The sequence below is a fragment of the Paenibacillus sp. FSL P4-0176 genome (assembly GCF_037975265.1).
GTDB lineage: Bacteria > Bacillota > Bacilli > Paenibacillales > Paenibacillaceae > Paenibacillus > Paenibacillus amylolyticus.
Genome location: NZ_CP150242.1, coordinates 6,764,985 through 6,789,695 on the forward strand (window position 1 = coordinate 6,764,985; position 24,711 = coordinate 6,789,695).

Sequence of the window (24,711 nt, forward strand, 5' to 3'; positions counted from 1 at the left end):
CGGTAGTTAATTAAAATGATAGCGAATACATATATTATAAGAAGATAGGGGTTAATTCGGATGAAATCTTTCTTCCGATAGATCAATTAATCCTTTTATAATCAACGTTTACAGGTATAAAACTTAATCTCCTTTTCAAAACCTAAAACGATTTCGGTAATCTTATCATATAGCATGTTTAACAAAAAAAACAGAGGTTCTGCGCAGGAAATTGTGAACATCCCTTCTGCAAAATCTGAACAACACCGTTTTTTCCTGGCATAGTCTGGCAATCATGAATAAGAGTACAACGATGTGCGCTGAACGACAATCGCATCAACCGAATGAAGATGATTAAGGAGGAAGACAAATGAACGACAATCAGCAGCCCAAGACGGGTCTGCCCCCGGTCCCCGAATCACTGTGGCGTGCTACGCATGAATTCGATAGCTATCCGAAACTGACAGAAGATATCACCGCTGATGTAGCGATTATTGGTGCCGGTATTGCCGGCATTACTACAGCCTATCTGCTCGCGCAGACGGGTATGCGTGTAGTCGTGCTGGAAGCTGGAAAAGTATTGGATGGCACAACCGGTCATACCACTGCCAAGGTATCTGCACAGCACGGCGTCATATTTGATGAAATTATGCATCACTTCGGACAAGAACAGGCTCGGATGTACTATGAAGGCAATGCCGATGCCGCTAATTGGATGCGCAATCTGGTGAAGGAAAAACGGATTGATTGCCAGTGGGCAGAGGAAGATGCCTACGTCTACATTCAATCGGAGGAAAACATCAAAAAACTGGAGATCGAGCTAACCGCCTATGGCAAACTCAATATCCCTGGTGAGTGGGTAGATCCACTCCCTATTCCAGTTCCCGCAAGGGCAGGTATTCGCATGCCGGGTCAGGCACGCTTTGATCCGTTGGCCTACCTGCACTACTTGCTCGATTCCGCTGTGAAACAAGGGGTTCGTATCTATGAGCATACCACCGTAACCGATGTGGAGGAGGATGCTTCCCTGCATGTCAGAACCTATGGAGATGGCCCATCCGTAACAGCGGAACATATTGTCGTGGCTTCTCATTTTCCCGTCTATGATCCCGGATTTTATTTCACACGATTACACGCCGAACGATCCTACGCTGTATTAGTCGAACCGGAGAAAGCCTATGCGGGTGGCATGTACATCTCGGACGATACACCGTACCGCTCCTTGCGTACCGTCTTACATGATGGTAAGGAACTTATCCTCTTTGGCGGTGAAAATCATAAAACTGGACAAGGCATCTGTACCTTTGGTCATTATGAACGCCTAGAGCAGTTCGCAGCGGAGACATTTGGCATTCGCAACATTCCTTTTCGCTGGTCAGCCCAGGATCTGATCTCCATTGACAAGGTGCCTTACATCGGACCGATTACCGGAAGACATGAACGAGTCTATGTGGCGACCGGGTTTGCCAAATGGGGAATGACAACTGGCACGATGGCAGGACACCTTCTTGCGGATCGCATCACTGGACGTGACAACCCTCATGCTGCCATATTCGATCCGGCAAGATTCAAGGCCGATCCTGGTATGAAACACTTTATTGTGGAAAATGTGAATGTAGCCAAGGAATTAATCTCCGGTAAAGTAGGCATTGTGCACAAAAAGGTTAGCGATATTGGTGAAGACGAAGGAGCCGTCGTTCGTCATAATGGCAAACGTGCTGGCGTCTACAAGGACACCAGTGGCAAGCTGTTTCTGGTGGATACCACCTGCACCCATCTGGGTTGCGAAGTCGAATGGAACGAGGGCGAACGTTCGTGGGATTGCCCATGCCATGGTTCCCGCTTTGATTATGCAGGCCATGTCATTGAGGGCCCTGCTGTGGAAGACCTTAAAGTCCTAGATGCACAAGAATAACCGACATTTAGCGATTAACCTGTAACCAAAGAAACAAAAGTTCATCTCACAGACCGGATCGGAATCCGCCTCCAGACGGAAGTAACCGATCCGGTTTTTGCGTATGCTGAATTATAGCTAAACAGACAGCTTCAGCTGATCATCAGTATTAAACGAACTTATTATCGATCAATCGTGATACGGAACTATTTTAAAGTCACTACCTTGCATTAAACAGTACTGGATGCTATGATGAATTCACCACTACTGAACAATATACAATAGCGATAAATGAAGCTACTAAGGAGGAACCTGTGTGAATGTGAACATCCAGTTCAAAAAAGGAGTATTAGAGCTGTGCGTCCTGGTATTAATTAACCGCCAGGATCGGTATGGCTACGAACTGGCTCAGGCGGTCTCCAAACATATCGAAGTTGCTGAAGGTGCACTGTATCCCTTGCTTCGCCGGCTTGTGAATGACGGTTACTGCACCACCTATCTTCAAGAATCAACTGAAGGCCCGCCGCGCAAGTATTACCGACTATCCGATACAGGTCGCGACTACATGACGGCACTGACGACAGAATGGAATGAATTTGTGCGCAATGTCGCAAATCTGATTGAGGAAGGAATCCCCAATGAATAGACAACAATTTATGAAAGCCATGGAAATTCATCTACGGCCGATGGACCCATTCGAACGGGCTGAGTTGCTCGCCGACTATGATCAACATTTCGAGCTTGGACTACGAGAAGGCAAGCTGGAAGAAGAGATCGCTCGGGAACTCGGACAGCCGGAAGAAATCGCCAAGGAAGCACTCGGTGATCGTTATGACATGCATACGCCGGGTTCAGATGCGTTCTATGCACCTACGTATCGCGAGATGCGGTCACCCAGAAACAACACCAGAGCCACTCGCAAATTTTTCACAGCCATCGGCCTGTTATTCCTGAATCTGATTCTTGGCATTCCTCTTGGTCTCACGCTATGGTCAGTATGGCTTACGCTCGCCAGCCTGTCCTTACTGGTATTGGCTCCTGTGGCAGCAGTTGTGGACTTTGTATTCCTGGGCCAACTCGATAAACCGGAAATTTTCGTTGCGATTGGCGCTTTCGGTGTCGGCATTTTGTTTGCCATCGCATCGAAGTATGTTTTTAGAGCCTTCAAAAACACTACTCTTCAATACATTCAATGGAATAAAAATATGATGAAAGGAGATGTTTCCGCATGAGTACCAAAAAATGGCTTGCGCTTGCCGTGATATGTATCGGAATAGGTTTGCTCGGGACATCCATCTATGGCGTTCAGTTCGGGGATGAACGGGAGCATTATTCCAAACGATGGGATTTCAAAGCAGATGAATTGCAGAACATTATCATGAATGCTAATTTCAGTGCAGATATTGAATTTGTCATAAGCCCCGATTCGAATGGTTATATCGAAGTGGATGGTAAATGGGACCCTACCGTAGTCAAAAGCTTCGAACAAGCCACTTTATCCAAAGGCACATTCCAACTGTCTCAGACAGCACGTGAACGATTGCAATTTTTCACCTTGTACTGGAATGATCAAGACTCCACAATAACGGTTGCTCTGCCTGAAGGACACCAATTAAATGAGGTTAAGCTGGACTCCTCTTCAAGTGACTGGGATCTGACAGGTCTGAATGCCAATCAGCTTGAGCTGAACAATACCTCAGGTTCCATACGTCTGGAAAATATTAAGGCGCCCAATATTGAATTGGTTCTAACTTCTGGTGACATTAACGCTTCCATGATTGATGGAGACATGACCGTGAAACAGACATCCGGAAGCTTCACTGCTGATCAGATAGTCGGTCAAGTCAACAGTGAGATTAAATCAGGAGATATTGAGATCACTGAATTGAATGGTGCGGCCGATGTTAAATTCACCTCGGGTAGCATTCATATTGAACAGTCCCATGCTGCGCCAATCAATGCATCCGGAACATCTGGAGATATTTTCATTCAAGCTGCACCTGATTTTGACGGAATCTATGATGCTAAGGCTACTTCCGGAAGTGTCGATGTACCTGAATCGCCAATGGTGAGCCGCGAAGTGATCAAGGCCCGTACTTCTTCTGGTAGCATCGAGATTACCAGATAGTGATGAAGCCAATTTCCGAACTGTGGGTAATAATAGTATAATTGAATGCTAGTCCATTTCTAAGGAGGAATTACCCACATGGAACTTAAAAATAAAACAGCGATCATCACAGGTGCCGGAAAAGGTATCGGCCGTGCGATCGCTGAAGCTCTTGCCAAAGAAGGAGTGCACCTCGGCCTTATTGCACGTACCGCTTCCGATCTTCAGGCTCTGCAACAGTCACTGAGTCAAGAATACGGTGTGAAAGTAACCAGTGCAGTAGCAGATATCTCGGATCGCACGCAGGCCGAAGCCGCTGTAGCAGCCATCGAGATGGAACTCGGTGCGGTGGATATCCTTATCAATAATGCGGGGATCGGAAAGTTCGGAACGTTCATGGAGATGGAGCCGGAAGAGTGGGAGCGCATCCTGCATGTTAACGTTATGGGTACATATTACGTTACACGCGCTGTCCTTCCGAGCATGATCAAGGAAAGTAGCGGCAGCATTATCAATATTGCTTCCACTGCAGGTGAGCGCGGATTCGCTACAGGTTCGGCATACTGCGCGTCCAAGTTTGCATTGCTTGGCATGACCGAATCTCTGATGCAGGAAGTGCGCAAGTCCAACATTCGTGTAACGGCACTGACTCCAAGCACCGTTAATACGGAGCTTGCGACCAATGCCGGACTGAAAATTGGCGACGAAGATCGCATGATGCAAGCGGAAGATGTAGCAGAACTTGCACTCGCAACGCTCAAGCTGTCCGACCGTGTCTTCGTTAAAACAGCAGGCATCTGGACGACTAATCCACAATAGACAGGTGCTTCTGACCTTTCTAAGGAATCTCTCGCACCTTATTGTACTCTTTTGCAGGAAATGAGAAACGTAACGAATCACTGTGAGGTTATCTCGCCAGAATTCTGTGGAGTGTAGCCAAATTACACACACAGCAGTGAAATAAAGCGCCTGAGATTCGTTACATCTCGAGATCTGCTTAGAATCATCTAATAGGGTTCGCTCAGTTCGTTAGAAATATAAAAGGACGTTTCCCATTGTACATGTATGCAGGTTCGCATGTTCATGACTTGGGAGCCGTCCTTTTTGTATTTTACAGATGATCCAGACCCAATTCTTTGGACACCGCAATGAGCACCACCGCAGGTTCCTCACCGATATTGGTCACTTCATGGGGCACGATTGCATTCCAGGTAAACGAATCCCCCACTTCAAGAACTTCCACATCTTCACCTTGTTGCGCACGAATCATGCCTTGCAATAAAAGATGACTCTCTTCTCCCGCGTGTTTGCTCACCCCGGTCGATGCACCTGGCGGCAACTCTACAATGGACATACGCATCGCACCTTTGGCTGTAAGATGCTGCACTTTGATCTGTCCGCTTCCGGCCGTTGTTTCCTTGCGCTCGTTCTTACGTACCACATTCATCCGTTGCTCCGGTGTCAGCAGCAAATAGGGAAGTGGCACTTCCAGATAATCTGCAATACTTTCAAGCGTAGCAATGGAAGGTGACGTTTTGTTGTTTTCCACGTTGCTGATAAAACCTTTGGACAACCCCGTTCCCTCGCACATCTGCATGATCGTAATCTGTTTCTGTTTGCGGATCGTACGAATAGCCAAGCCAATATCCATATCGCGTCCCTCCCTTCTATTGATTTTCAAACACTAGACGTCCGCTTCTCTTCTTCAGGTTATCTATTCGGCGCTTGTCTCAACAAATATAATCCGATTACCAAACGGATCTGTCACGGTCATTTCTCTTGATTGCCAAGGGGTCTCCTCTATACCGGGTCTCGCATTTTTGTACTCTTTCTGACGAAGTGCACCATGGAATGTATCCAAGTTATCTGTTTCCACGCGCAAGGCAGCTCCAGGTGTACAATCTCCATGATGTTCGGAGAGATGAATCACGATGGAATCGAGCGAAACCTGCATATATAAGGGCATTTCTTGCTCAAATCGATGTTCCCAATCCAATTGGAAACCCAGGTATTCAAGGTAAAACTCTCTAGCTTTATTTTCATCAAATATTCTCAAAATAGGCACGATACTCTTTAACATCCTGATCACGTCCTCGGGAATAAAATATGAACCATCCGCAACGACACTTCTTTTAAATCCATTCAAGGTTTCTTATAAACAACATATATTCATCATACAAAAAAAGTATTGACCCTACAATGAAACCATGATAAATTTTGTTCATAAATAAGAATATTTATTTCATATTGGTGAACTTTATTGTCAGAACGATATATTTAACTCATTCCTCTTCAGGTGGTGGTTTCAATGAATTCTCCTTATATACATGAAGTCCGATTACCGTCTCATTACAATCCAGATCAACGTTATCCCGTAATTTTCGCCTTACATGGCATGGGATCAGATGAGCAAGATATGCTTCGTTTAATGGAGCCTATGCAGTCTGATTTTATTATTGTTGCCATCCGTGGGCCTATCGTTCAGGGTAGTGGTTATGCTTATTTTCAGATCAAAAGCATTGGCAACCCTATCCGTGAATTGTATGATGCCTCCGTTCAGGGACTACAACAATTGATTGTTGAGCTGTCCGCCAAATATGCTATTGATCCCAAGCGGCGTTATATCGCCGGATTCAGCCAGGGCGCAATTATGGCGATGACTTTATCGCTGGTGATGGGAGATGCGATTAAAGGCATTGTAGCGATGAGTGGGTACATCCCGCAATTTGTGAAAGACGAGTACATGCTGCACCCCGATTCGGAGCTGTCTGTGTTCATCTCGCATGGAGATCAGGATCATCTATTCCCGCTGCAACTGGGCGAAGATAACGCCAATTTCTTCCGTCAACACACCAATCACGTCACATATGTACCTTACAACGGTGGACACCAGGTGACCCCCGATCTATATCAACAATTCCAACACTGGCTTCGGACGGATGCAAATCTGACTACCGAAGACCCGAAAGGACTGAATTCATAATGATGCCATCTCTTTTTATTGCTCACGGTGCCCCATCACTGGCACTGGAGGAGAATGCGTACACCGAATTTTTGCAAAAACTTGGACAGGAACTGCCGAAACCCAAAGCAATTGTGTTGTTCTCTGCTCACTGGGAATCCACAACTCAGCTTGTATCCTCGGTAGCCAACTACGAGACCATCTACGATTTCGGCGGTTTCCAGCCCGATCTGTATCAGATCAAGTACCCGGCTCAAGGACAGGCAGAGACCACAGCCGAGGTAGAACGTTTATTCACAGAAGCCGGGATTCCGGTACAGACCGATGACGTTCGTGGACTGGATCACGGCGCTTGGGTCGTTCTACGCCTGCTCTACCCAGATGCGGATATTCCTGTAATTGCCTTGTCCGTGAATCGCTATCTGACAGGTGAGCAGCAATATCAGGTCGGACAAGCGCTCGCTTCCTTGCGTGAGCAAGACATTCTTGTCATTGGTAGCGGAGGAACCGTCCACAATCTACGTCGATTGAACTGGGAAAGTAACGGCGTTGACCCGTGGGCATCAGAGTTCGACAACTGGCTGCATGACAAGCTGGTGAGCTGGGATACGGAGTCTCTCTTCTCCTATGATAAACTGGCACCTTCAGCTCAAGCCGCCGTGCCTACGCCGGAGCATTTTGTACCGCTGTTACTCGCCATGGGTGCGGGAGATCAGAACAAACGTGCATCGCTCCTGTTTAAAGCCTATCAGTATGGCAACCTGAGCTTGTCCTGTTGGAAGTTTGATTAAAGAGGACTATATAAAAGGTTAGTTTCACTTATATAGTAGATAAAAAATGTAGCGTGGGTTACAGGGATTACCCCTGTAACCCACGCTTATTTGTTGTTAGGAGTGACTTTCATGATGGTTGTACGTAATCGATTGGAATGGAGACAGGTGTGCTGATATGCAACAACCGCCTATAAATAATGAGACCATTGTATTACATAAGCAAGGTCTCCGGTTTCTTGTGTGCTTTTCCGGATTATAACTATAATATGAGGTGAAATTAGGCACAGTTTGCTCGCATATCACTCACCATATTATCTGAATAGCTCATACGGAGGGAATTGGATGCCAGAACAGCGTATATATGAATTGATGGAAGAACTGGATATGTTGCTGGAGGAGAAGGTACAGGATGAGGAAAACCGGGAGCTCTTGGAGGCATATCGCGAGTTTGAAGGCGTGACGGATGAGCAGCTCGACGCATTCGAGCAGGAACAAGGTATTCGATTACCTACTGATTTTCGTGCGTTTTATAAACGTAAAAATGGGAGTGGTTATGGCTTTCACGTCTTGTACCCAAGCCTTGAGGAAGGACGGGAATCCGAGCCATTTTACCTGTTATCCCTGGAAAAAATTCAAAAGGAGCAGTCCACGCTGGTGGAGAACCGCATGGATGATTATTTTACCGAAGAAGAGATCCGTGAGCTTGATCCCCGAATCAAACCCTACCTTTTTCAAAAGAAATGGATCACGTTTGGCATGCTTGGAGGTGGTTCGCTGTATCTGATGTTCGACTTTGATCCGACAGAGCAAGGAACGGTTGGACAGATTATTATGTACGTGCATGACCCGGATTTTGTATATTATGTCGCTGGGACGTTTACGGAACTATTGGAACAATCCAACCGCAATTTACGTGCCTTGGAAGCCATTGAGTACTGAAATGCGCATGATGATATGACCTTTTTTGCATAATGCTGGGATATGTCAAAGCGGTTATAATAACATTTAGTGGAAATGCACATGCTGTATAGATAAGACTGCCTTTTCTACACCTAATACATTGATCTGGGAGGAACATACGAAGTGGCTGAACAACCGAAGTCTGAGAGCTTTATGTCTCTCATCAAAAAAGGAAACACATCCTCCGCCGTAGCGATGGCAGGTAATGCTGTTCTTGCTGTATGCAAAGGGGGAGCCTTCCTATTCAGTGGCAGTGGTGCCATGTTCGCTTCGGCGATGCATTCACTCGCTGATGCCATTAACCAAGGGTTTGTCTTTGTCGGAAGTGTGTTGTCCGAGAAAAAACCTACACGCCGCTTCCCGACCGGATTCGGACGGGTCATTAACATTTTCTGTATGATCGCCGTTATTGTTGTTACCATTATGGCGTATGAAACGATCCATGAAGGCATCCATCTTTTGCAGCATCCTGTTGGTCATACCGGCGGTCTCTGGATTAACATCGGAGTGCTTGTTCTGAACATTCTGATCGACGGTGCCATTCTGATCAAAGCCATGAAGGAAATCCTCAAAGAAGCACGCGCACCCAAAGCCGCCGGATTTGCCTTGGTCCCTGCTGCCATTAAAAATGTAGGCCGTGCTGCGCCACCAACCCGTCTCGTATTCTACGAAGATGTTGTAGCAGTACTCGGTGCCCTGCTTGCGCTGATTTCCGTCGTGGTGATTGCCTTGACCAACTTTGCATTGCTCGATGGCATTGTGACAACGATTATTGGATGTCTGATGATCGCTGTAGCCTTCCGTGTCGGTTACGATAATATGATCGGATTGATCGGTGTTGCGGCTCCGCAGGATATTGAGGACAAAGTGTCCCAGACTATTCTCGCAGACACACACGTTGCTGACATTCAGATGATGCGTATCATTCAGGAAGGCCGTTATTATCATGTCGAAGGTCTGATTGAGTTGACCAAAGGACTCAGTCTTGCCGATGCGGATGACATCAAGTTCCGTATTCAGGAGAAACTGATGACAAACCCCGACATCGCCGACGCTGCCATCTCCATTATTGAGGATGACGGTGTGAACAGCTGGGGCAAGAAACATTCGGATGTGGTGAAATAACAAGCTTCGTTTTGGATGACTCAGCTTTACCATTCAGTAGTTGCTCAATTTAAGTTTAACTGTTGACTAAACAGTCAACGAATCGTATATTGTTAGTAACAGATCTCGCCCGCACCTCTGCTTATGCATGTGGAACAGGGCGAGACATTTTTGCGTTATGGGGGTATTTTCCTTGCCAGATGAGATTCAGCTACGTGAAATGAAAGCGCCTACTACATATGAAGAACAGCTCGAAAAGTTTAGAAACCGAAAAATGACAATTGAAAATGAAGTAGAAGCGATTACAATCCTGAAACGCATTCATTATTACAGGTTTACTGCATATGCCTTAACTTTTAAACAGGATACTTCGGATAACTACATTGAAGGAACGACTTTCAACAAAGTCTATAAGCATTATTTGTTTGATGCAGCCCTTAGAAATCACTTTATGAAGATTGTCGAGTACATCGAGATTGCCTTAAGATCACAAATTTCATACAAGCTCGCCCACAAGTACGGTGCTCTTGGATATACGAATGCCGCTAATTTTTCTAAAATTCAATTTCACCAACGCTTTATGGAGGATTTGCAAAAATGCATTCAAAAACAGCACAAAGAAGTGCTTATTGCTCATCATAGAGAGAATTACCAAGATAGATATCCTATCTGGGCAGCCTTTGAAGTCAGTACAATTTCTATGATGTCCTCACTCTATAAAAATTTAAAAACGTCTGACAAAAAATCTATTGATCGAGAATACTACCCTTCTCGAAACATAAGTTATAGGGAACTTGAGAACTGGTTCCACGTCTTAACTGTTTTTAGGAATAGATGTGCTCACTACAGCAGACTTTTTAATTATAGAATTCCTGTTACCATAAGATACACACGAAATGATGAATTATTAGGCTTAGACAAAGCCTTTCTTTTTGGAGCTATCTACAATGCGAAGTACCTGATAAAGGATAGAACAATCTGGGATAGTTGGGTGACTGAGCTATCTTCATTAATCGAAGCTTACACTATAGTTGATATATCCCTTTTGGGATTCCCTACAAACTGGGAGCATCTGCTACGAAAGCAATGATAATTCTCTCTTGCAACATGCAAGCCTAAATCACATTTTTCTGTGTAACTTGTTCACCACCGTTTGGCACGGATTGTTTGCATGAAAAAGCGGCTGAGCATCTTTCGAACCTAGACTTTGGTCTAGGTTCATTTTAACTCCAAAGGCGGAGGATATACTTTTCCAGTTCATGGTATGCTGTGAATAACGAAAGTAATTGCTCTACATACAACCGTTCGGAAAATTGATTTTGTATTGAGAAGGAGAGATATTATGGCTAAACGTACGATCCTTGCGCCTGTTCTCATTTTGCTGGGCGTGTACCTGATTCTGAACCAGGGAGGTTCTCTCGGTCCGGGTACGATCTTTGCGACTTTCTGGCCCACGTTATTCGTGATTCCACTAGGACTGTTCTTCCACTGGCTCTACTTCTCCATGATTGGCAGAGGTGTTGGACTACTGGTTCCTGGTGGCTTGTTGCTCACGGTTGGTATCGTCTGTCAGATCGCCATGCTGTTCAACAACTGGAGTACAATGTGGCCGGGCTTCATTCTGGCTGTTGCTGTTGGTTTGTTCGAATTGTATTGGTTCGGTGGTCGGAACAAATGGTTGCTGATCCCCATCAACATTCTAACAGTTATATCACTGCTGTTCTTCGCTGTGATGTCGATTGGCACGATGCTGAGCAGCTTGAGCTTTATCCAACCGTTCGTGGCGATTGTGCTGATTATGGGTGGGGCGTGGATCATGGTGGGTCGCAAAAAACGCATGTAGTGGCAATTATATAAGATGAATGGGGTGCGATTAACTGAGTCACTGCGGTGACAGCACAACTTCGGATCGCTGTTATCCCCGGATTTTTTTGAATCCCATCTAGCAATGGGAAAATCCGTTGATAAAGGCGACCGCTTCGCTTCCTTCGTTTGTTCTGTCCCCTCCGTTAACGTTTGATCTTAAATGTTCATCTTATATGGCACTTCAAGCGCTATTGCTCTGAAGTAAGTAATAAAAAAGGGTTGCTGCTTGTCATTCAAATGAAATGACGAGCAGCAACCCTTTTTGTTTTTTTTCAGAATCTAACGAACTGTTCACACGCTATTGACTCTACTTAATAAGCTACGGTGAATCGTTATCAGATGCTATTACCTCTTATTTGCTATGCATTTTAAACTCCAGGAATAGGTCGTTATAATGTGAGAGCATTTTTTTGCCCAGATTATCGTAGACCTCCAGCTTTCCTGTCAGTGTCTCGTCCGGGTAGAAACGTTCATCCTCCGAGATGTCCTCTGGCAGCAGCTTAAGCGCCTCGGCGTTCGGTGTGGAATACCCGACATACTCCGCATTACGAGCGGCATGATCCGGGTCCAACATGAAGTTGATAAACTGGTGAGCCCCTTCAATATTACTCGCTGTCTTCGGAATAACCATGTTATCGAACCAGAGGTTTGAGCCTTCTTCCGGCACCATGTAATCCAGCTTGTCGTTCTCATCCATAATCTCGGACGCATCTCCAGACCACACAAGTCCAACTGCTGCTTCCTCATTGGCGAGTAACATTTTGATCTCGTCTCCGACAATTGCTCTGACGTTTGGTGTCAATGTAGACAGCTTCTTCAGCGCTTCTTGCAGATGATTTTCGTTGGTATCGTTCAAGGAATACCCGAGACTGTTCAATCCCATCCCAATGACTTCGCGTGCGCCATCAAGGAGCAGGATTTGATTTTTCAGACGCGGGTCCCACAGGTCATTCCAGCTATCAAACGTTAATCCATCCACCAGTTCGGGATTGAACACAACCCCCACCGTTCCCCAGAAATAAGGGATGGAGTACTTGTTGCCTTCATCAAAGGACAAGTCCAAGAACCGCGGATCGATGTTGCTCAGGTTAGTCAATTTGCTGTGATCAATTGGAACGAGCAGGTCTTCCTCTTTCATTTTGCTAATCGCATATTCGGAAGGAATCGCCACATCAAACGTAGTACCGCCCTGCTCAATCTTGGTCAGCATCGCTTCATTGGAATCAAACGTCTGATAGATAACCTTAATACCTGTCTCGTCCTCAAATTCCTTGAGCAGATCGGGGTCGATATAATCGCCCCAGTTATAGATGGTCAGCGTGTTGCCGCCAGAATAACCCTGACTCTTATTCAGATACGAAGCCAGGATCATCAGGGCAAACGCGGCCACAAAAACAAGCGCAAATGTCCGTACCAGTTGCTTCATGGTCGCAGCCCCTTTCCTCCGGGAGGTATCCGTGTTGCACGGCGGTTAATGAAGTAATATCCGACTACCAGCAGCACCGTGAGCAGGAATAACAGGGTAGACAACGCATTGATGGACAAGGATACACCCTGCCTTGCTCTCGAGTATATTTCTACAGAGAGTGTAGAGTACCCATTACCCGTAACAAAGAATGTTACTGCGAAATCATCGAGCGAATACGTCAACGCCATGAAAAATCCGGCAAAAATACCTGGTTTCACGTATGGCAGCACCACACGCGTCAGAATCTGCCATGAACCAGCACCCAGATCGCGTGCCGCGTCCATCAGAGTTGGACTCATCTCCTGCAGCTTCGGCAGTACCATGATCACGACAATTGGTACGCTGAATGCAATATGAGACAGCAGAACCGAAGTGAAGCCCAGTTTGATACCAATCATGGTGAACAGAATCAGGAACGATGCACCAATGATGACATCCGGACTAACGATGAGCACGTTATTGAGTGACAGTAGCGTGTTCTTGGTCCGTTTGCGACGCACATGGTAGATCGCCAGTGCTCCTGCTACACCAAGGATCGTAGAGATCGCTGATGACAGGAGCGCAATGATAAATGTATTCAGCACAATGATGAGCAGCCGAGTATCAGCGAACACCTCTTTGTACCATTCAAGCGTGAATCCTTCGAAGCTGCGCATGTGGCCGCCACTATTGAAGGAATAGAAGATCAGATACGCAATCGGTGCGTACAATATGGCGAATACAACGGCTAGATAGACGTTAGACAGCTTTCCGTTTCTTCCCATTACGCACCTCCTTCTTGCCTGATCCAGTCAGGAACATAATAATCGCCATCGCAATAATCAAAAAGACGGCAATTGTTGAACCCATCCCCCAGTCCTGGGTGACGAGAAAATGCTGTTCGATCGCTGTTCCCAGCGTAATTACACGGTTCCCCGCAATGAGGCGGGTAATCATGAACAGAGACAGCGCAGGAATAAATACAGCCTGACAGCCTGATTTCACTCCACTAATCGTCAGTGGAAAGATAACTCGGCGGAATGTCAGCCACGATGAGGCTCCCAGATCACGCGCCGCATAGATCAACGATGGATTCATCTCTTCCAGCGCATTGAAGATCGGCAGGATCATGAATGGAATGAAGATGTACACCGAGACAAAAATAAAGCTGAAATCGGTGAACAAAATCTGCTGTGTACCAATACCCACCACTTCAAGCAGGGAGTTGGTCAGACCGTACGTTCCGAACAGGCCGATGAAGGCGTACGCTTTTAACAAGAGATTGATCCAGCTTGGCAGAATGATCAGCAGCAACCATAGCTGCTTGTGCTTCGTCCGGGTCAGCATATACGCCGTCGGGTAGGAGATAAGCAGTGAGAACGCCGTAATCAGAAATGCATACCAGAACGAACTGAGCGTCATCTGCAAGTACACAGGTGTGAAGAACCGGGCGTAGTTGCCAAACGTGAAGTTCCCTTCAACGTCGAAGAACGAATAATAGATGACCAGCAGAACCGGCGCCACAACAAACAACACCATCCATAATACATATGGAATCAGATACGCATTGCGTGTGCTGGCCTTAGTCTGCATGAGCGGCCTCTTGGTAGGCTTCGAGTCGTTTGTCGAACTCTTCTTCGGTCTCGTTAAAGCGCATGACGTGTACTGCTTCCGGGTCAAAATACAGTCCAATCCGTGCGCCGACAACGGCTTTCTTGGTTGAATGAACAAGCCACTCATTGCCCGCATCGTCGTACGTGGATATCTCGTAATGCACCCCGCGGAATAACTGGGAATCCACATTGACCTTGAGTTTGCCTTGGTCTTCGGTTGTAATCTCCAGATCCTCTGGGCGAATGACAATCTCTACCGGCTCGTCCCGCTGGAGACCCTGATCAACACACTCGTGCTGTGCGCCAGCGAATTCCACCACAAAGTCCTGCTTCATTTTGCCCGATACAATGTTCGATTCACCGATAAAGTCTGCTACAAAGCGGTTAATCGGCTCATCATAGATATCATTCGGTGTACCGCTCTGTTGAATCACGCCGCCATTCAGGACAAAAATCTCGTCGGACATCGCCAAGGCTTCTTCCTGATCATGCGTAACAAAGATAAACGTGATGCCCAGTCGCTGTTGCAGCTCCCGTAGCTCGTACTGCATTTCGGTCCGTAATTTCAGATCAAGTGCCGAAAGCGGCTCGTCCAGTAGCAGAATTTCAGGTTCGTTCACAATCGCGCGTGCAATCGCGACACGTTGTCGTTGTCCGCCGGACATTTCGCCAATTTCCCGGTTTTCATACCCGGATAGATTGACGAATTTGAGGGCTTCCAACACTTTGCTGCGAATTTCAGCCGTTTTCATCTTTTTGATCCGCAAACCAAAGGCTACGTTCTCAAATACATTCAAATGTGGAAATAACGCGTAATCCTGAAATACGGTATTCACCTGCCGTTGGTGGGCAGGCACTCGGTTGATGAGCGCACCGTTAAAATAAATACTGCCCTGTGTCGGCTCCGCAAAACCGGCAATCAGCCGCAATATCGTTGTTTTCCCGCAGCCCGATGGGCCGAGAAGCGTATAAAATTTACCCCGCTCAATCTCAAAGCTGACCGCCTTCAATACGGCTTCATCCTGATCGTATTGCTGAGTCACCGCTTCGAAGCGGATAATCGGTTGTTGTTCTGACATGCTTCACATCGCCCCCTTATACTTGAGGTACCTCTTAAGTCTGTACACTTTTCGTTCATGCATCCTTATAGATAACCCATCTATTATATATGATTCAGGTATATCCGCAATGGTTTTGATGTAAACGCCGCGTGTCATTTCTTCTTATTTTCAAAAATTCTGCATACATTACGGGTAATGTCGATAATACGTACCCATATGGAGTAAATGAAGGATTTTAGGATTCCATTTTATGTGTGAGAGGAGTCTTGGCTCTTGGATATTCGTCGTAACCTGCCTTTGCTGATGACCATTTGTTTCTTAAGTCAGATGGGCGGATTCATGATCCTGCCCCTATTTCCTTTGTTTATTGAAGAATTCGGCCTGTCCGGCTGGATGATGGGGGTTATTTTTGCACTCTTTTATGTGGGGAAAGTAATTGGTGGCGTTCCAGCAGCGGCAATTTATAAGAAACTAGGTGGTAAAAAGGCTCTCATCCTGATGCTAATCCTGCTGGCTGTCTGTATGGGCGGTTTCGCGCTGTCTACTGCTGCGGTGTTATTCGGCCTGCTCCGACTTCTACAGGGGCTCGCTTCCACGGGCCTTACCGTGGTCGTACGTTCCATCATCGGAGATGAGGGTAATGTAGACAACCGCGGCCTGTACAATGGATATATCAGCAGTAGTGAGGGCGGCGGCATGGTGCTCGGTCCGGTCATAAGTGGCTGGCTCGCGCTGCACTGGCCATTGTCGGTGCCTTTTTTACTCGTTACCGTATGTTGTCTGATGGCCGTGGTCGCTGCGATGGGGATGAAGACAACGGCACAAGCTAGAGCTAATCATGAGTCTGGGGATACGCTAAGTGATCCTCTGATGGAAGAGCCTTCAGCTGGCGTAAAGCAAGAACCTCTGGACAACTTAACACATTCACTTATCTCCACGGATGAAGTTGTTGTAGATTCCACCACAAGTGACTCCCACCCTGATACTACTGTATCAACTGCGCCTCCTTTATCTTCATCACCGTCTGATGCAAAGCATACTCAGGAGGTGCATACAGAGCTTACCCAGCGTCAACAGCTGATCGGCTACGGCACGGTACATTTTCTGGAGATGAGCGCCTATGCGGTGTTTCTCACCTATTTTGCACTGTATGCAGCTCACATCATGCATTGGGACCCGTTTGCAACCAGTCTCGCCTTCACCGTCTCAGGGATTTCTACGCTTGCCGCTGCTCCCTTTGTCGGTTACCTCTCTGACCGGTTAGGCGATCGTCTGTTGCTTTGCATGCTCGGCATGTTCCTAATTGGAATCGAAGTTGCTGTATTTCTAAGCACGTCCTCCCATCTATGGGTCTACGTCGGCATGTTGATTGGCGGGGTGGGCGGAGCATGTTACATGGATTCGTTCTTTGCTCATATTGGTGATCATGTCCCGGACGAGAATCGAAGTTCTGTCATAGGCAAAATTGTCTCTGCCGCTGAGATCGGCTCCATCTTGTCTCCACTGGTTGCTGCGTTGCTTACGGAAGTTGGATCGCTGTACTCCGTGTTTGTGTTCAATCTGGTGCTGATTGCTGCTGCCATTGTAGTTCAGGCCGTGATGCGCAGTCGATATCGATTGAAAGAGGGGTAGTTCTTCGTTTGATAAAAAAGGATCACAAAAAATAACCCGCCTGCACAATTTAATGTGCAAACGGGCATTTCATTGGTGCATCTCCGGCCTGCGGCTGGTGATTCTCTACCTGTGCATTCTGCTGCTCACTGCTTCGCAGTTCTGCGGCAGATGCCACGCCATCTTTCAGGGTATACGCCTGATCCTGATGGAAAAAGTTCGGCTTCACGATCTCATTACGATAGGAGCTGTGGAAAATATGTGTTGTCGCCGGGGACACTGGCGGAATCAGCCACACCCAATCTCCGGTCAGTTCACGCCCAGCCTTCTCTTCCCGCTGTTCAAATAAATCGAACTGCGTTGCCGCCGTGTGGTGATCTACAATGCTCACACCTGCTTTTTTGAACGAATGCAGCACAGCCACATTCAGCTCTACTAACGCACGATCCTTCCACAATGTCGTTTCACTCGACGTATTCAATCCAAACGCTTCCGCCACCGCAGGCAGCTTGTTATACCGGAACGTGTCCGCCAGATTACGGGCGCCGATCTCGGTACCCATATACCAACCATTAAACGGCGCTGCCGGATAAGATATGCCACCAATCTCAAGACGCATATCGGCGATCATCGGAACGCCGTACCAACGCATACCCAGCTCAGCAATCTCCTTCTGCTCCGGGTGCTCAATTATCACTTCCACAATCTCTTCTTCAGGTACAACATACCACTCTGGGGCTTGTCCTTGTGCCTGAATAATGAGCGGTAACACATCATAGGGGCTACCTGCCCCTTGCCAGCCAAGTGACATCGCCGCCTTGGTCAGCTCCACCGAAGCAGGATCTCCGATAATACCTTGCTCTGTCTCATATCCCGCATAACGAATAAGCTGATGATTCCAGAGGCGTACCGGAGTTCCATTCGGCCCATCCGCTGGAAGGATGGTAATCATCGGGATTACTTTGCCAGCGTTGGATGCCACATGGATATGATTCAGCACAGCTTCTGCTGCCGTTCCTGCCGTATCAGCGTGACGGGCGTCCACGATCCGCAATTTATCCCAAAACAGACGCCCGATGCAGCGGTTGCTGTTCCGCCATGCCATTTTACAACCCTGCTCCAATTCCTCTGTGGTATGCACATAAGTACCAGTTACTTCGATCTCTCCCATAACGGCAACAAGCCGGGCCTCTGCGTCTTCACGCGAATGGCCCAGCTCTTCATAACATGTATATATAAACCGTTCAGCTTCTTCCTGCAATTGTTCCAGGTCTGACCGCATCGTTCATTCCACCATTCTGTACATCTTGAATGCCATCATTATACGGCAAGCACACCGGATTTGTAAGCGAACGGACACTTTGTTCACGGACTCTACATATCGTTGTCAGGATGTAGGGTGACTTTGCTTATTTGCCCAGAAATGCGGTTAACATCCAGACCTCTTTATCCAGCGCAGCGGTGAATCCAATCAGCATATCTTCCGTTGCGTTATCTTCCGCTTCTCCTGCTTCGTGAATGCCTTGACGAATCACTTCCACCATCGTGTGCAAATCAGCAACCACCGACTCTACCATACGTTCAGCAGACAACCGGCCTTGTGCCTCTTCAATCGGAGAGAGACGTAGCTGTTCAGTCATCGTAGCTACCGGACGTCCACCAATAGCAAGCAAACGTTCTGCAACTTCGTCCATATTTGCCGTAGCCAAGTTATACAGTTCTTCGAATTTGGCATGTAGTGTGAAGAAATGAGGCCCTTGGACATACCAGTGGAAGTTATGCAGTTTCGTGTACAATACGGACCAACCTGCGATCTGACGGTTCAGGACCTCTTGAAGTGCGGTGGCATTGTTAGCAAAAGTGTTGTTTCTAGTTTGGATTGTGCTCATGGAATTTATCCCCTCTCGAATATAAAAATAGAATTTGAATTTTATAATGGATTGCTTTGATTCGCTTCTTTTAATTTAGACTTAATCTAAATCTTGTTTTAATTATAACACCGCATATCCTGTTTGGGAAGGATTTTGCCCTGTCTTGTACATGAAGATTCCATGAAGCTGAGCTTCATCCTATATCATTATAAAGAGTGGAGTTCACTGGCCACACGGCTGATTAATGAGGATCTGTAGTACTGCTTGCACCAGATCCCACTTTTTATTTATACCTTTAATTACGCTCACATACTGCGAATATTCTCACAGTGCAAATAACGCAAAAACAGCCCTTCATCTCCGTGAGATGATAGGACTGCATGAACCCACCTGTACAATTTTATTGCTTAACAAACTCAAAAGTCAGAATACGACTGATCTCTTCATAGCTTGATGCTACAAAATGAGGTTGATGATCGGACTCCGGCAGCGCCTCCCGATGGTTGAACCAGATGACTGTCCAACCTGCATCCACTGCACCTACCACATCATTACGCCACGAGTCGCCGATGTAATAGCTGGAACGGGCATCTGTCCCGGACTGTTTACTCACATATTCGAACAACCTGCGATCCGGCTTCGCATAACCAGTCGTACCGGAGATGAAAATCAGATGCTCGTCCACGAGACTGAGCACATCCAGTGCTTCAAGCTTGCGGCGCTGATGCTCTCCTTCTCCATTGGTGATTAGACCAACGATATGCCCTTCTGCCTGAAGCCTTCTGATTAACTCATACGCTCCTTCAAAAGGTACAATCTCAAACTGTCTGCTCAGATACTGTGCTTGCAGTTTTTCAGCCTGTCCCGATTGTAGGGGTAGTCCAAATTCCTCCATCGTCAACTCAAACCTCCGACGGCGCATTCGCTCTACTGCATCCGGCTCTGGTACAGCGGACAAATCTTCTTGTGCAGACAGCCAGTCACTATAATATCGAAAACGATGATAGGCCTCAGCATAAGGGAACTCATCCGGCAGGCCGAGAACGTCCTGCAACGCGCCACGAAGTGGCTGCAAGTGATCATATAACGTATCATCTACGTCGAAAAATATCGTTTTAGCATTATTTATTTCATTCATAATGGTTGTCTATCCTCCTGCTTTTGCATCCAAACATTCTTTTCTTACTACTATATATGTAATCCTATGCCTCGTCCAAACCATGAAACATCATGCTATGGAGATACATTAATTCCATGGGAGGATTAGCCCATTATTCAGCTGGCATATAGATGATTGCTTCATTCCATTTAATGGAATACAATTATCTAATAACACATTAAACACTAATTACTAAAAGGTGGAATACGCGATGAATACTTCTGAAAAGAAATGCACGGATTGCGGAGGCACGTCTTTCGTACAAGCCTCGGACTTCATCAATCTTCGTCCATTGGACAAGAAAATGGCACTAGGTTCGGAAAGAGTATTTACGGTTTGTTTAGATTGCGGTGAGGTTGTTTCAATAAAAGTAAAGAATCCAGAGAAATTATTATAATCATAAGCAAACGATATACGATATGAAGAGCAGCACACTTTATTGAAGGCATGCTGACGATTATTTTTAATACATTGAGAAACACCCCTGCTCACACTTGTGAGCAGGGGTGTTTTCTCAGATTAAACAATTAACGATACAACCTTACCTGCATTCACATCAATCAGGCCATAGTCCGTAATCTTCAGCGCGGGACTTACCGCAAGGGAGTGCGTGCTAATCGACATGATCGGATTGTAATGCACGTACCCAAGAGACAACATCGCTGCTCTCAGTTCCTTCACTTGATGGGATACCACTGCAAGTGGTTCCTCCGTCAAAATGCCACCTACAGGAAGTTCCAGATGGGACAACACCTTGCCGTCTTCCACCACACAGAAACCACCCTGGCTCGAAATCACTGTGTTAGCTGCCAATATCATATCTTCACGATTACGTCCTACAACCAGCAGGTTGTGATTGTCATGTGAATATGTCGTTGCAATAGCACCGCGTTTGATAGTGTCTCCACCGATCAGACCATGTGCACGATTGCCGTTCACACCATAACGTTCAAAGGTCGCGATCTGCGCATATCCGCTTTCTTCCCAGCGTAATTCACCTTCCGAGGACTGAACCGGTGCAATATGCTCTTCCACAAAGGTAGAACCATCCTTCACCATCATGACACGGCACTGGTGCTCACCTTCACCGGCGAGATCAACACCTGATCCATTGACTTTCGGGTCTGACAACTGAATTGCAAAATCTGCTACGCCCAGCTTCTCCAACTGTACACTCTTATAGAAATGAGGTGGGAACTGCCCGGTTATGCGTTCCTGCTTATACGGTTCGTAATCGTCATAAGCTTTGCGGCCGTTTTTGTACACCTGATCAATAGCGAGCTCCTCCAGGTTAGATAACAACACATAATCGGCTACTTTGCCCGGGGCCACGCTGCCACGATCGGTCATTTTCATCCGGGAAGCAGGGGTTGATGTTGCTGCATAAATCGCGTCTTCCGGACGCATCCCCATCTGAATAGCTTTACGTACGATATGATCCAGATGACCACGCTCCACCAGTGAATCCGGCATCACATCATCCGTTACAAAGCAGAAATGCTGCGCCACATCATGTTGAATCAGGTACTCCATGACTTCCGGGGTCATTGATTTCTCTTGAATTTCAATAAACATACCTGCCGCAATCCGCGCCTGTAATCCCTCAATGCTCTGATGAGTGTGGTCGGAATCGATGCCAGCGTAGATCAGTCGATGCAGATCAAGTCCAAGCAGTTTCGGTGTATGACCTTCGATCACCAGGTCGGGATAGTTTTTGCGAATATGCTGTAAAATCTGGTTTGTCTTGCACTCCGGATCACGGATGACATCGACATAGTTCATGATCTCGCCCAGACAGATGATCTCTCCAGTCGCGAGCAACACGTCCATATCTTCAATCTCAATCGAACCACCTGTTGTCTCCATCGGGGTTGCCGGAACGGAACTCGGGATCGCATAGAACATATCTACTGTCGTCTCCCGACTCACAGCCATCATCTCCTGCACACCCTCCAGCCCGAACACATTCGCCATCTCATGCGGTTCTGCGACAATGGACGTTACCCCGCAGCCAATCAGACCATGGGAGAAGGTTTCCGGCGTCACCATCGTACTTTCGATATGCAGATGGATATCGATCAAGCCAGGAATCATGTATCTTCCCCGCGCATCAATGGCTTCGTCTGCCTGAATCATCTCAGGTCCACCGGGTCCAACATATAGGAATCTGCCGTCCAATACAGCGACGTTGTTCATTTCAAACCGTTTATAATAACTGTTATACACATGTACATTCACAATCAGTTGATCTGCACGCATGGGGCATAATCTCCTTCTTCACAAGCATTTCACCACGATGCGAACCGGACAATGAACCTGCACTTTAATCAGTTATACTGCACTTGATTGCGTACCACTGCCTCGCCCGGAATCTTCGCATGAAATGCCTTCTTTGTTGCTCTTATTTCTTAATACTGTTCCTTACATTCACGACTACTCCACCAGTACAAGCTTGTCTTGTGGGAAGATCAGGCTAACACGTTGCCCGCTAAGGTATGGTGTTTCCATCTCTTGATTTGCTGTAAAGTCACCAAGTTCCGTCTCGATTACATATTGATAACTGCGTCCCAGATACGTGCTGACCTTGATAATCCCCGGCAAAGCATTCACCACATCCGCAGAAGTATCTCCACTAACGATCAGATCATCCGGGCGAATCGCACCTTTGCGTGCACCAGGACGTGCTGTTCCAGGATGTGCGGTTGCTGTAAATGTGCGTCCACCTGCACTCAGTGTGATTAATTCACCTGCATCACTGCGCTCCGCGAATTCAATGAAATTATGGAACCCGATGAATCGTGCTACAAACTCCGTTGCCGGATATTTGAAAATGGTTTCCGGGCGGTCGAGCTGCTCAACCACGCCTTTGTTCATAATCGCTACCTGATCCGAGATCGAGAAACACTCTTCCTGGTCATGAGAGACATACAGCGTTGTGATGCCCAACTCTTGCTGAATACGGCGAATCTCCACCCGCATGTTAAGGCGCAGGTTGGCATCCAGGTTACTGAGTGGTTCGTCGAACAAGAGCAGGTCAGGTTCAATGACCAATGCACGAGCAATGGCTACACGCTGACGCTGTCCACCGGACAGTTCTTGTGGAAAACGTTTCTCAAATCCATTCAGGTTAACGACTTCCAGGATTCGCATCACACGGGAAGAGATATCCTTGTCTTTCACCTTGCGCATCCGCAGGCCAAAGGCCACGTTGTCATAGACAGATAGATGCGGGAATAACGCATAACTCTGAAATACAAATCCGAAGTTCCGCTTGTTCGCCGGAACCTTCGTATAATCCTTGCCGCCGAACATAAACTTGCCCTGTGATGCTTCCAGAAATCCGGCGATGAGGCGCAGCGTAGTTGTTTTGCCGCAACCGCTCGGTCCGAGCAGGGAGAGCAGTTTACCTTTTTCCAGCTCCAACTGAAAATCCTTCAGGATTGTCTGCTTATCGTATGCCACGGATACGTGGTCTAATGTCAGCAATGCCATAGCGTTCTGCGCCTCCAATTAACGTTTAGTAAAGTATGAAAATCCGCCCATGATCCGTTCGATCACGAACATTAAGAGTCCGGTCAGTACCATCAATAGCACGGAAATCGCGGCAATCGTTGGGTCAAAATAATTCTCCACATACGTCAGCATCTGGATCGGTAATGTGCTTACCCCTGGTCCGGTCATGAACACCGAGATGTCCACGTTGTTGAAGGATTCCAAGAAGGCAATCAGCACGGCAGCGATAATTCCTGAGCGGATATTAGGCAGCACGATCGTGAAGAACGTTCTTACCCGTCCCGCACCAAGACTCAGCGCAGCTTCTTCCACTGCAAAGTCAAAGCTCGACAGACTCGACGCTATAACCCGAATGATAAATGGAAGCATGATAATCGTATGACCGATCAACAGTCCGAGATACATCGGCAGATGGTAGATTACGATCAGGTATTTCATCAATGTAAAACCAAGCACGATTCCCGGGATCAACACCGGGGACAGGAACAGTGCGTTCAGCACGGACTTGCCTTTGAAATCGTAACGACTAAGTGCATACGCAGCCGGAACTCCGAGCACCAGTGCCAACAAGTTCCCCAGTAAGGAAATGATGATGGACGTCTGGAATGTGCGGAGGAAACCGCCTGTGTTGAAAATATTCTCATACCAGCGGAAGGAGAAGCCTTCCGGCGGAAATTTGAGTACCGTTCCCGGTTCAAACGAAGTGACCGATATGATCAGAAGCGGGCCCAGCAGAAAGATAAAGACCAGCAGACTGAACAGGCCCAGCCCGATATGTTTCTCCCGCATAT

At 46.9% G+C, this 24,711-nt stretch carries 25 protein-coding genes; 13 read left to right on the forward strand and 12 right to left on the reverse strand.

All coding sequences use genetic code 11. The features are described 5' to 3' along the window. Nucleotides 1-349: 349 nt before the first annotated feature. From MKY95_RS30895 to MKY95_RS30915, 5 genes are all read left to right on the forward strand, one after another. A complete protein-coding gene (locus MKY95_RS30895; protein WP_339195946.1) occupies nucleotides 350-1,894 on the forward strand; it encodes an FAD-dependent oxidoreductase in 1,545 nt (514 codons plus the stop codon). Nucleotides 1,895-2,189: 295 nt separating this feature from the next. Continuing rightward, nucleotides 2,190-2,519 carry a PadR family transcriptional regulator gene (locus MKY95_RS30900; protein ID WP_036612821.1) on the forward strand — a complete coding sequence of 110 codons (330 nt, stop codon included), beginning with the start codon at nucleotides 2,190-2,192 and terminating at the stop codon, nucleotides 2,517-2,519. Then, nucleotides 2,512-3,105: a DUF1700 domain-containing protein gene (locus tag MKY95_RS30905; protein ID WP_253503882.1), complete on the forward strand. Its 594-nt coding sequence runs from the start codon at nucleotides 2,512-2,514 to the stop codon at nucleotides 3,103-3,105. The genes MKY95_RS30900 and MKY95_RS30905 overlap by 8 nt, the downstream gene beginning before the upstream one ends. Further along, entirely contained in the window at nucleotides 3,102-4,001 is a 900-nt protein-coding gene (locus MKY95_RS30910; protein ID WP_036667854.1) for a DUF4097 family beta strand repeat-containing protein, read from the forward strand. Before MKY95_RS30905 ends, MKY95_RS30910 begins: the two co-directional genes overlap by 4 nt. A gap of 78 nt (nucleotides 4,002-4,079) precedes the next feature. Next, nucleotides 4,080-4,799 (forward strand): 3-ketoacyl-ACP reductase, encoded by a 720-nt coding sequence (locus MKY95_RS30915; protein ID WP_036612827.1) that lies wholly within the window; start codon nucleotides 4,080-4,082, stop codon nucleotides 4,797-4,799. Between the two features lie 292 nt (nucleotides 4,800-5,091). On the opposite strand, the gene MKY95_RS30920 is transcribed toward MKY95_RS30915, so the two are convergent. Beyond that, nucleotides 5,092-5,631, reverse strand: a complete 540-nt coding sequence (locus tag MKY95_RS30920; RefSeq protein WP_339195950.1) for an XRE family transcriptional regulator — start codon at nucleotides 5,629-5,631, stop codon at nucleotides 5,092-5,094. A 63-nt stretch (nucleotides 5,632-5,694) separates the two neighbouring features. After that, nucleotides 5,695-6,060: a glyoxalase superfamily protein gene (locus MKY95_RS30925; RefSeq protein WP_339195952.1), complete on the reverse strand. Its 366-nt coding sequence runs from the start codon at nucleotides 6,058-6,060 to the stop codon at nucleotides 5,695-5,697. A 228-nt stretch (nucleotides 6,061-6,288) separates the two neighbouring features. Between MKY95_RS30925 and MKY95_RS30930 the strand changes: the two genes are divergently transcribed. The 6 genes from MKY95_RS30930 to MKY95_RS30955 all read left to right on the forward strand — a co-directional run bounded on the left by MKY95_RS30930 (nucleotide 6,289) and on the right by MKY95_RS30955 (nucleotide 11,622). Next, nucleotides 6,289-6,963 carry an alpha/beta hydrolase-fold protein gene (locus MKY95_RS30930; RefSeq protein WP_339195954.1) on the forward strand — a complete coding sequence of 225 codons (675 nt, stop codon included), beginning with the start codon at nucleotides 6,289-6,291 and terminating at the stop codon, nucleotides 6,961-6,963. After that, nucleotides 6,963-7,733 carry a class III extradiol ring-cleavage dioxygenase gene (locus MKY95_RS30935; protein WP_339195956.1) on the forward strand — a complete coding sequence of 257 codons (771 nt, stop codon included), beginning with the start codon at nucleotides 6,963-6,965 and terminating at the stop codon, nucleotides 7,731-7,733. The genes MKY95_RS30930 and MKY95_RS30935 overlap by 1 nt, the downstream gene beginning before the upstream one ends. A gap of 324 nt (nucleotides 7,734-8,057) precedes the next feature. Further along, the gene (locus MKY95_RS30940; RefSeq protein ID WP_339195958.1) at nucleotides 8,058-8,654 is read left to right on the forward strand and encodes an SMI1/KNR4 family protein; all 597 of its coding nucleotides are present in this window, start codon (nucleotides 8,058-8,060) and stop codon (nucleotides 8,652-8,654) included. A gap of 144 nt (nucleotides 8,655-8,798) precedes the next feature. Beyond that, nucleotides 8,799-9,800, forward strand: a complete 1,002-nt coding sequence (locus tag MKY95_RS30945) for a cation diffusion facilitator family transporter (RefSeq protein ID WP_101313527.1) — start codon at nucleotides 8,799-8,801, stop codon at nucleotides 9,798-9,800. 172 nt (nucleotides 9,801-9,972) lie between these two features. Continuing rightward, entirely contained in the window at nucleotides 9,973-10,869 is an 897-nt protein-coding gene (locus MKY95_RS30950; protein ID WP_339195961.1) for an Abi family protein, read from the forward strand. Nucleotides 10,870-11,121: 252 nt separating this feature from the next. Next, nucleotides 11,122-11,622: a hypothetical protein gene (locus tag MKY95_RS30955; RefSeq protein WP_036667859.1), complete on the forward strand. Its 501-nt coding sequence runs from the start codon at nucleotides 11,122-11,124 to the stop codon at nucleotides 11,620-11,622. A gap of 375 nt (nucleotides 11,623-11,997) precedes the next feature. On the opposite strand, the gene MKY95_RS30960 is transcribed toward MKY95_RS30955, so the two are convergent. The 4 genes from MKY95_RS30960 to MKY95_RS30975 are packed head-to-tail and all read right to left on the reverse strand — an operon-like array spanning nucleotide 11,998 to nucleotide 15,784. Continuing rightward, nucleotides 11,998-13,071, reverse strand: coding sequence for an ABC transporter substrate-binding protein (locus MKY95_RS30960; protein WP_047840792.1), 1,074 nt, complete (start codon nucleotides 13,069-13,071; stop codon nucleotides 11,998-12,000). Next, the gene (locus MKY95_RS30965) at nucleotides 13,068-13,877 is read right to left on the reverse strand and encodes an ABC transporter permease (RefSeq protein ID WP_036612847.1); all 810 of its coding nucleotides are present in this window, start codon (nucleotides 13,875-13,877) and stop codon (nucleotides 13,068-13,070) included. The genes MKY95_RS30960 and MKY95_RS30965 overlap by 4 nt, the downstream gene beginning before the upstream one ends. Continuing rightward, a complete protein-coding gene (locus tag MKY95_RS30970; RefSeq protein ID WP_017691799.1) occupies nucleotides 13,852-14,685 on the reverse strand; it encodes an ABC transporter permease in 834 nt (277 codons plus the stop codon). The genes MKY95_RS30965 and MKY95_RS30970 overlap by 26 nt, the downstream gene beginning before the upstream one ends. Continuing rightward, nucleotides 14,675-15,784 (reverse strand): ABC transporter ATP-binding protein, encoded by a 1,110-nt coding sequence (locus tag MKY95_RS30975; protein ID WP_036612848.1) that lies wholly within the window; start codon nucleotides 15,782-15,784, stop codon nucleotides 14,675-14,677. The genes MKY95_RS30970 and MKY95_RS30975 overlap by 11 nt, the downstream gene beginning before the upstream one ends. 255 nt (nucleotides 15,785-16,039) lie before the next feature. Here MKY95_RS30975 and MKY95_RS30980 point away from each other — a divergent pair, with 255 nt between their 5' ends. Then, complete coding sequence (locus tag MKY95_RS30980; RefSeq protein WP_036612850.1) at nucleotides 16,040-17,398, forward strand: MFS transporter; 1,359 nt, start codon at nucleotides 16,040-16,042, stop codon at nucleotides 17,396-17,398. Between the two features lie 49 nt (nucleotides 17,399-17,447). Here the strand turns inward: MKY95_RS30980 and MKY95_RS30985 are convergent, their stop codons facing one another. The 3 genes from MKY95_RS30985 to MKY95_RS30995 form a co-directional block, all read right to left on the reverse strand. Further along, the gene (locus MKY95_RS30985) at nucleotides 17,448-18,659 is read right to left on the reverse strand and encodes a nitric oxide synthase oxygenase (RefSeq protein WP_036612852.1); all 1,212 of its coding nucleotides are present in this window, start codon (nucleotides 18,657-18,659) and stop codon (nucleotides 17,448-17,450) included. A gap of 127 nt (nucleotides 18,660-18,786) precedes the next feature. Beyond that, the gene (locus tag MKY95_RS30990; RefSeq protein WP_179088680.1) at nucleotides 18,787-19,266 is read right to left on the reverse strand and encodes a Dps family protein; all 480 of its coding nucleotides are present in this window, start codon (nucleotides 19,264-19,266) and stop codon (nucleotides 18,787-18,789) included. 382 nt (nucleotides 19,267-19,648) lie between these two features. Next, nucleotides 19,649-20,386 (reverse strand): HAD family hydrolase, encoded by a 738-nt coding sequence (locus MKY95_RS30995; RefSeq protein WP_339195964.1) that lies wholly within the window; start codon nucleotides 20,384-20,386, stop codon nucleotides 19,649-19,651. 232 nt (nucleotides 20,387-20,618) lie between these two features. Here MKY95_RS30995 and MKY95_RS31000 point away from each other — a divergent pair, with 232 nt between their 5' ends. Continuing rightward, on the forward strand, nucleotides 20,619-20,804 hold the full coding sequence (locus MKY95_RS31000) for a hypothetical protein (RefSeq protein WP_047840795.1): 186 nt from the start codon (nucleotides 20,619-20,621) through the stop codon (nucleotides 20,802-20,804). Between the two features lie 122 nt (nucleotides 20,805-20,926). Here the strand turns inward: MKY95_RS31000 and MKY95_RS31005 are convergent, their stop codons facing one another. The 3 genes from MKY95_RS31005 to MKY95_RS31015 form a co-directional block, all read right to left on the reverse strand. Further along, nucleotides 20,927-22,666: an adenine deaminase C-terminal domain-containing protein gene (locus MKY95_RS31005; RefSeq protein ID WP_339195967.1), complete on the reverse strand. Its 1,740-nt coding sequence runs from the start codon at nucleotides 22,664-22,666 to the stop codon at nucleotides 20,927-20,929. Between the two features lie 174 nt (nucleotides 22,667-22,840). Next, on the reverse strand, nucleotides 22,841-23,899 hold the full coding sequence (locus tag MKY95_RS31010) for an ABC transporter ATP-binding protein (RefSeq protein WP_036612866.1): 1,059 nt from the start codon (nucleotides 23,897-23,899) through the stop codon (nucleotides 22,841-22,843). An 18-nt stretch (nucleotides 23,900-23,917) separates the two neighbouring features. After that, entirely contained in the window at nucleotides 23,918-24,709 is a 792-nt protein-coding gene (locus tag MKY95_RS31015) for an ABC transporter permease (protein WP_017691790.1), read from the reverse strand. Nucleotides 24,710-24,711: the final 2 nt, after the last annotated feature.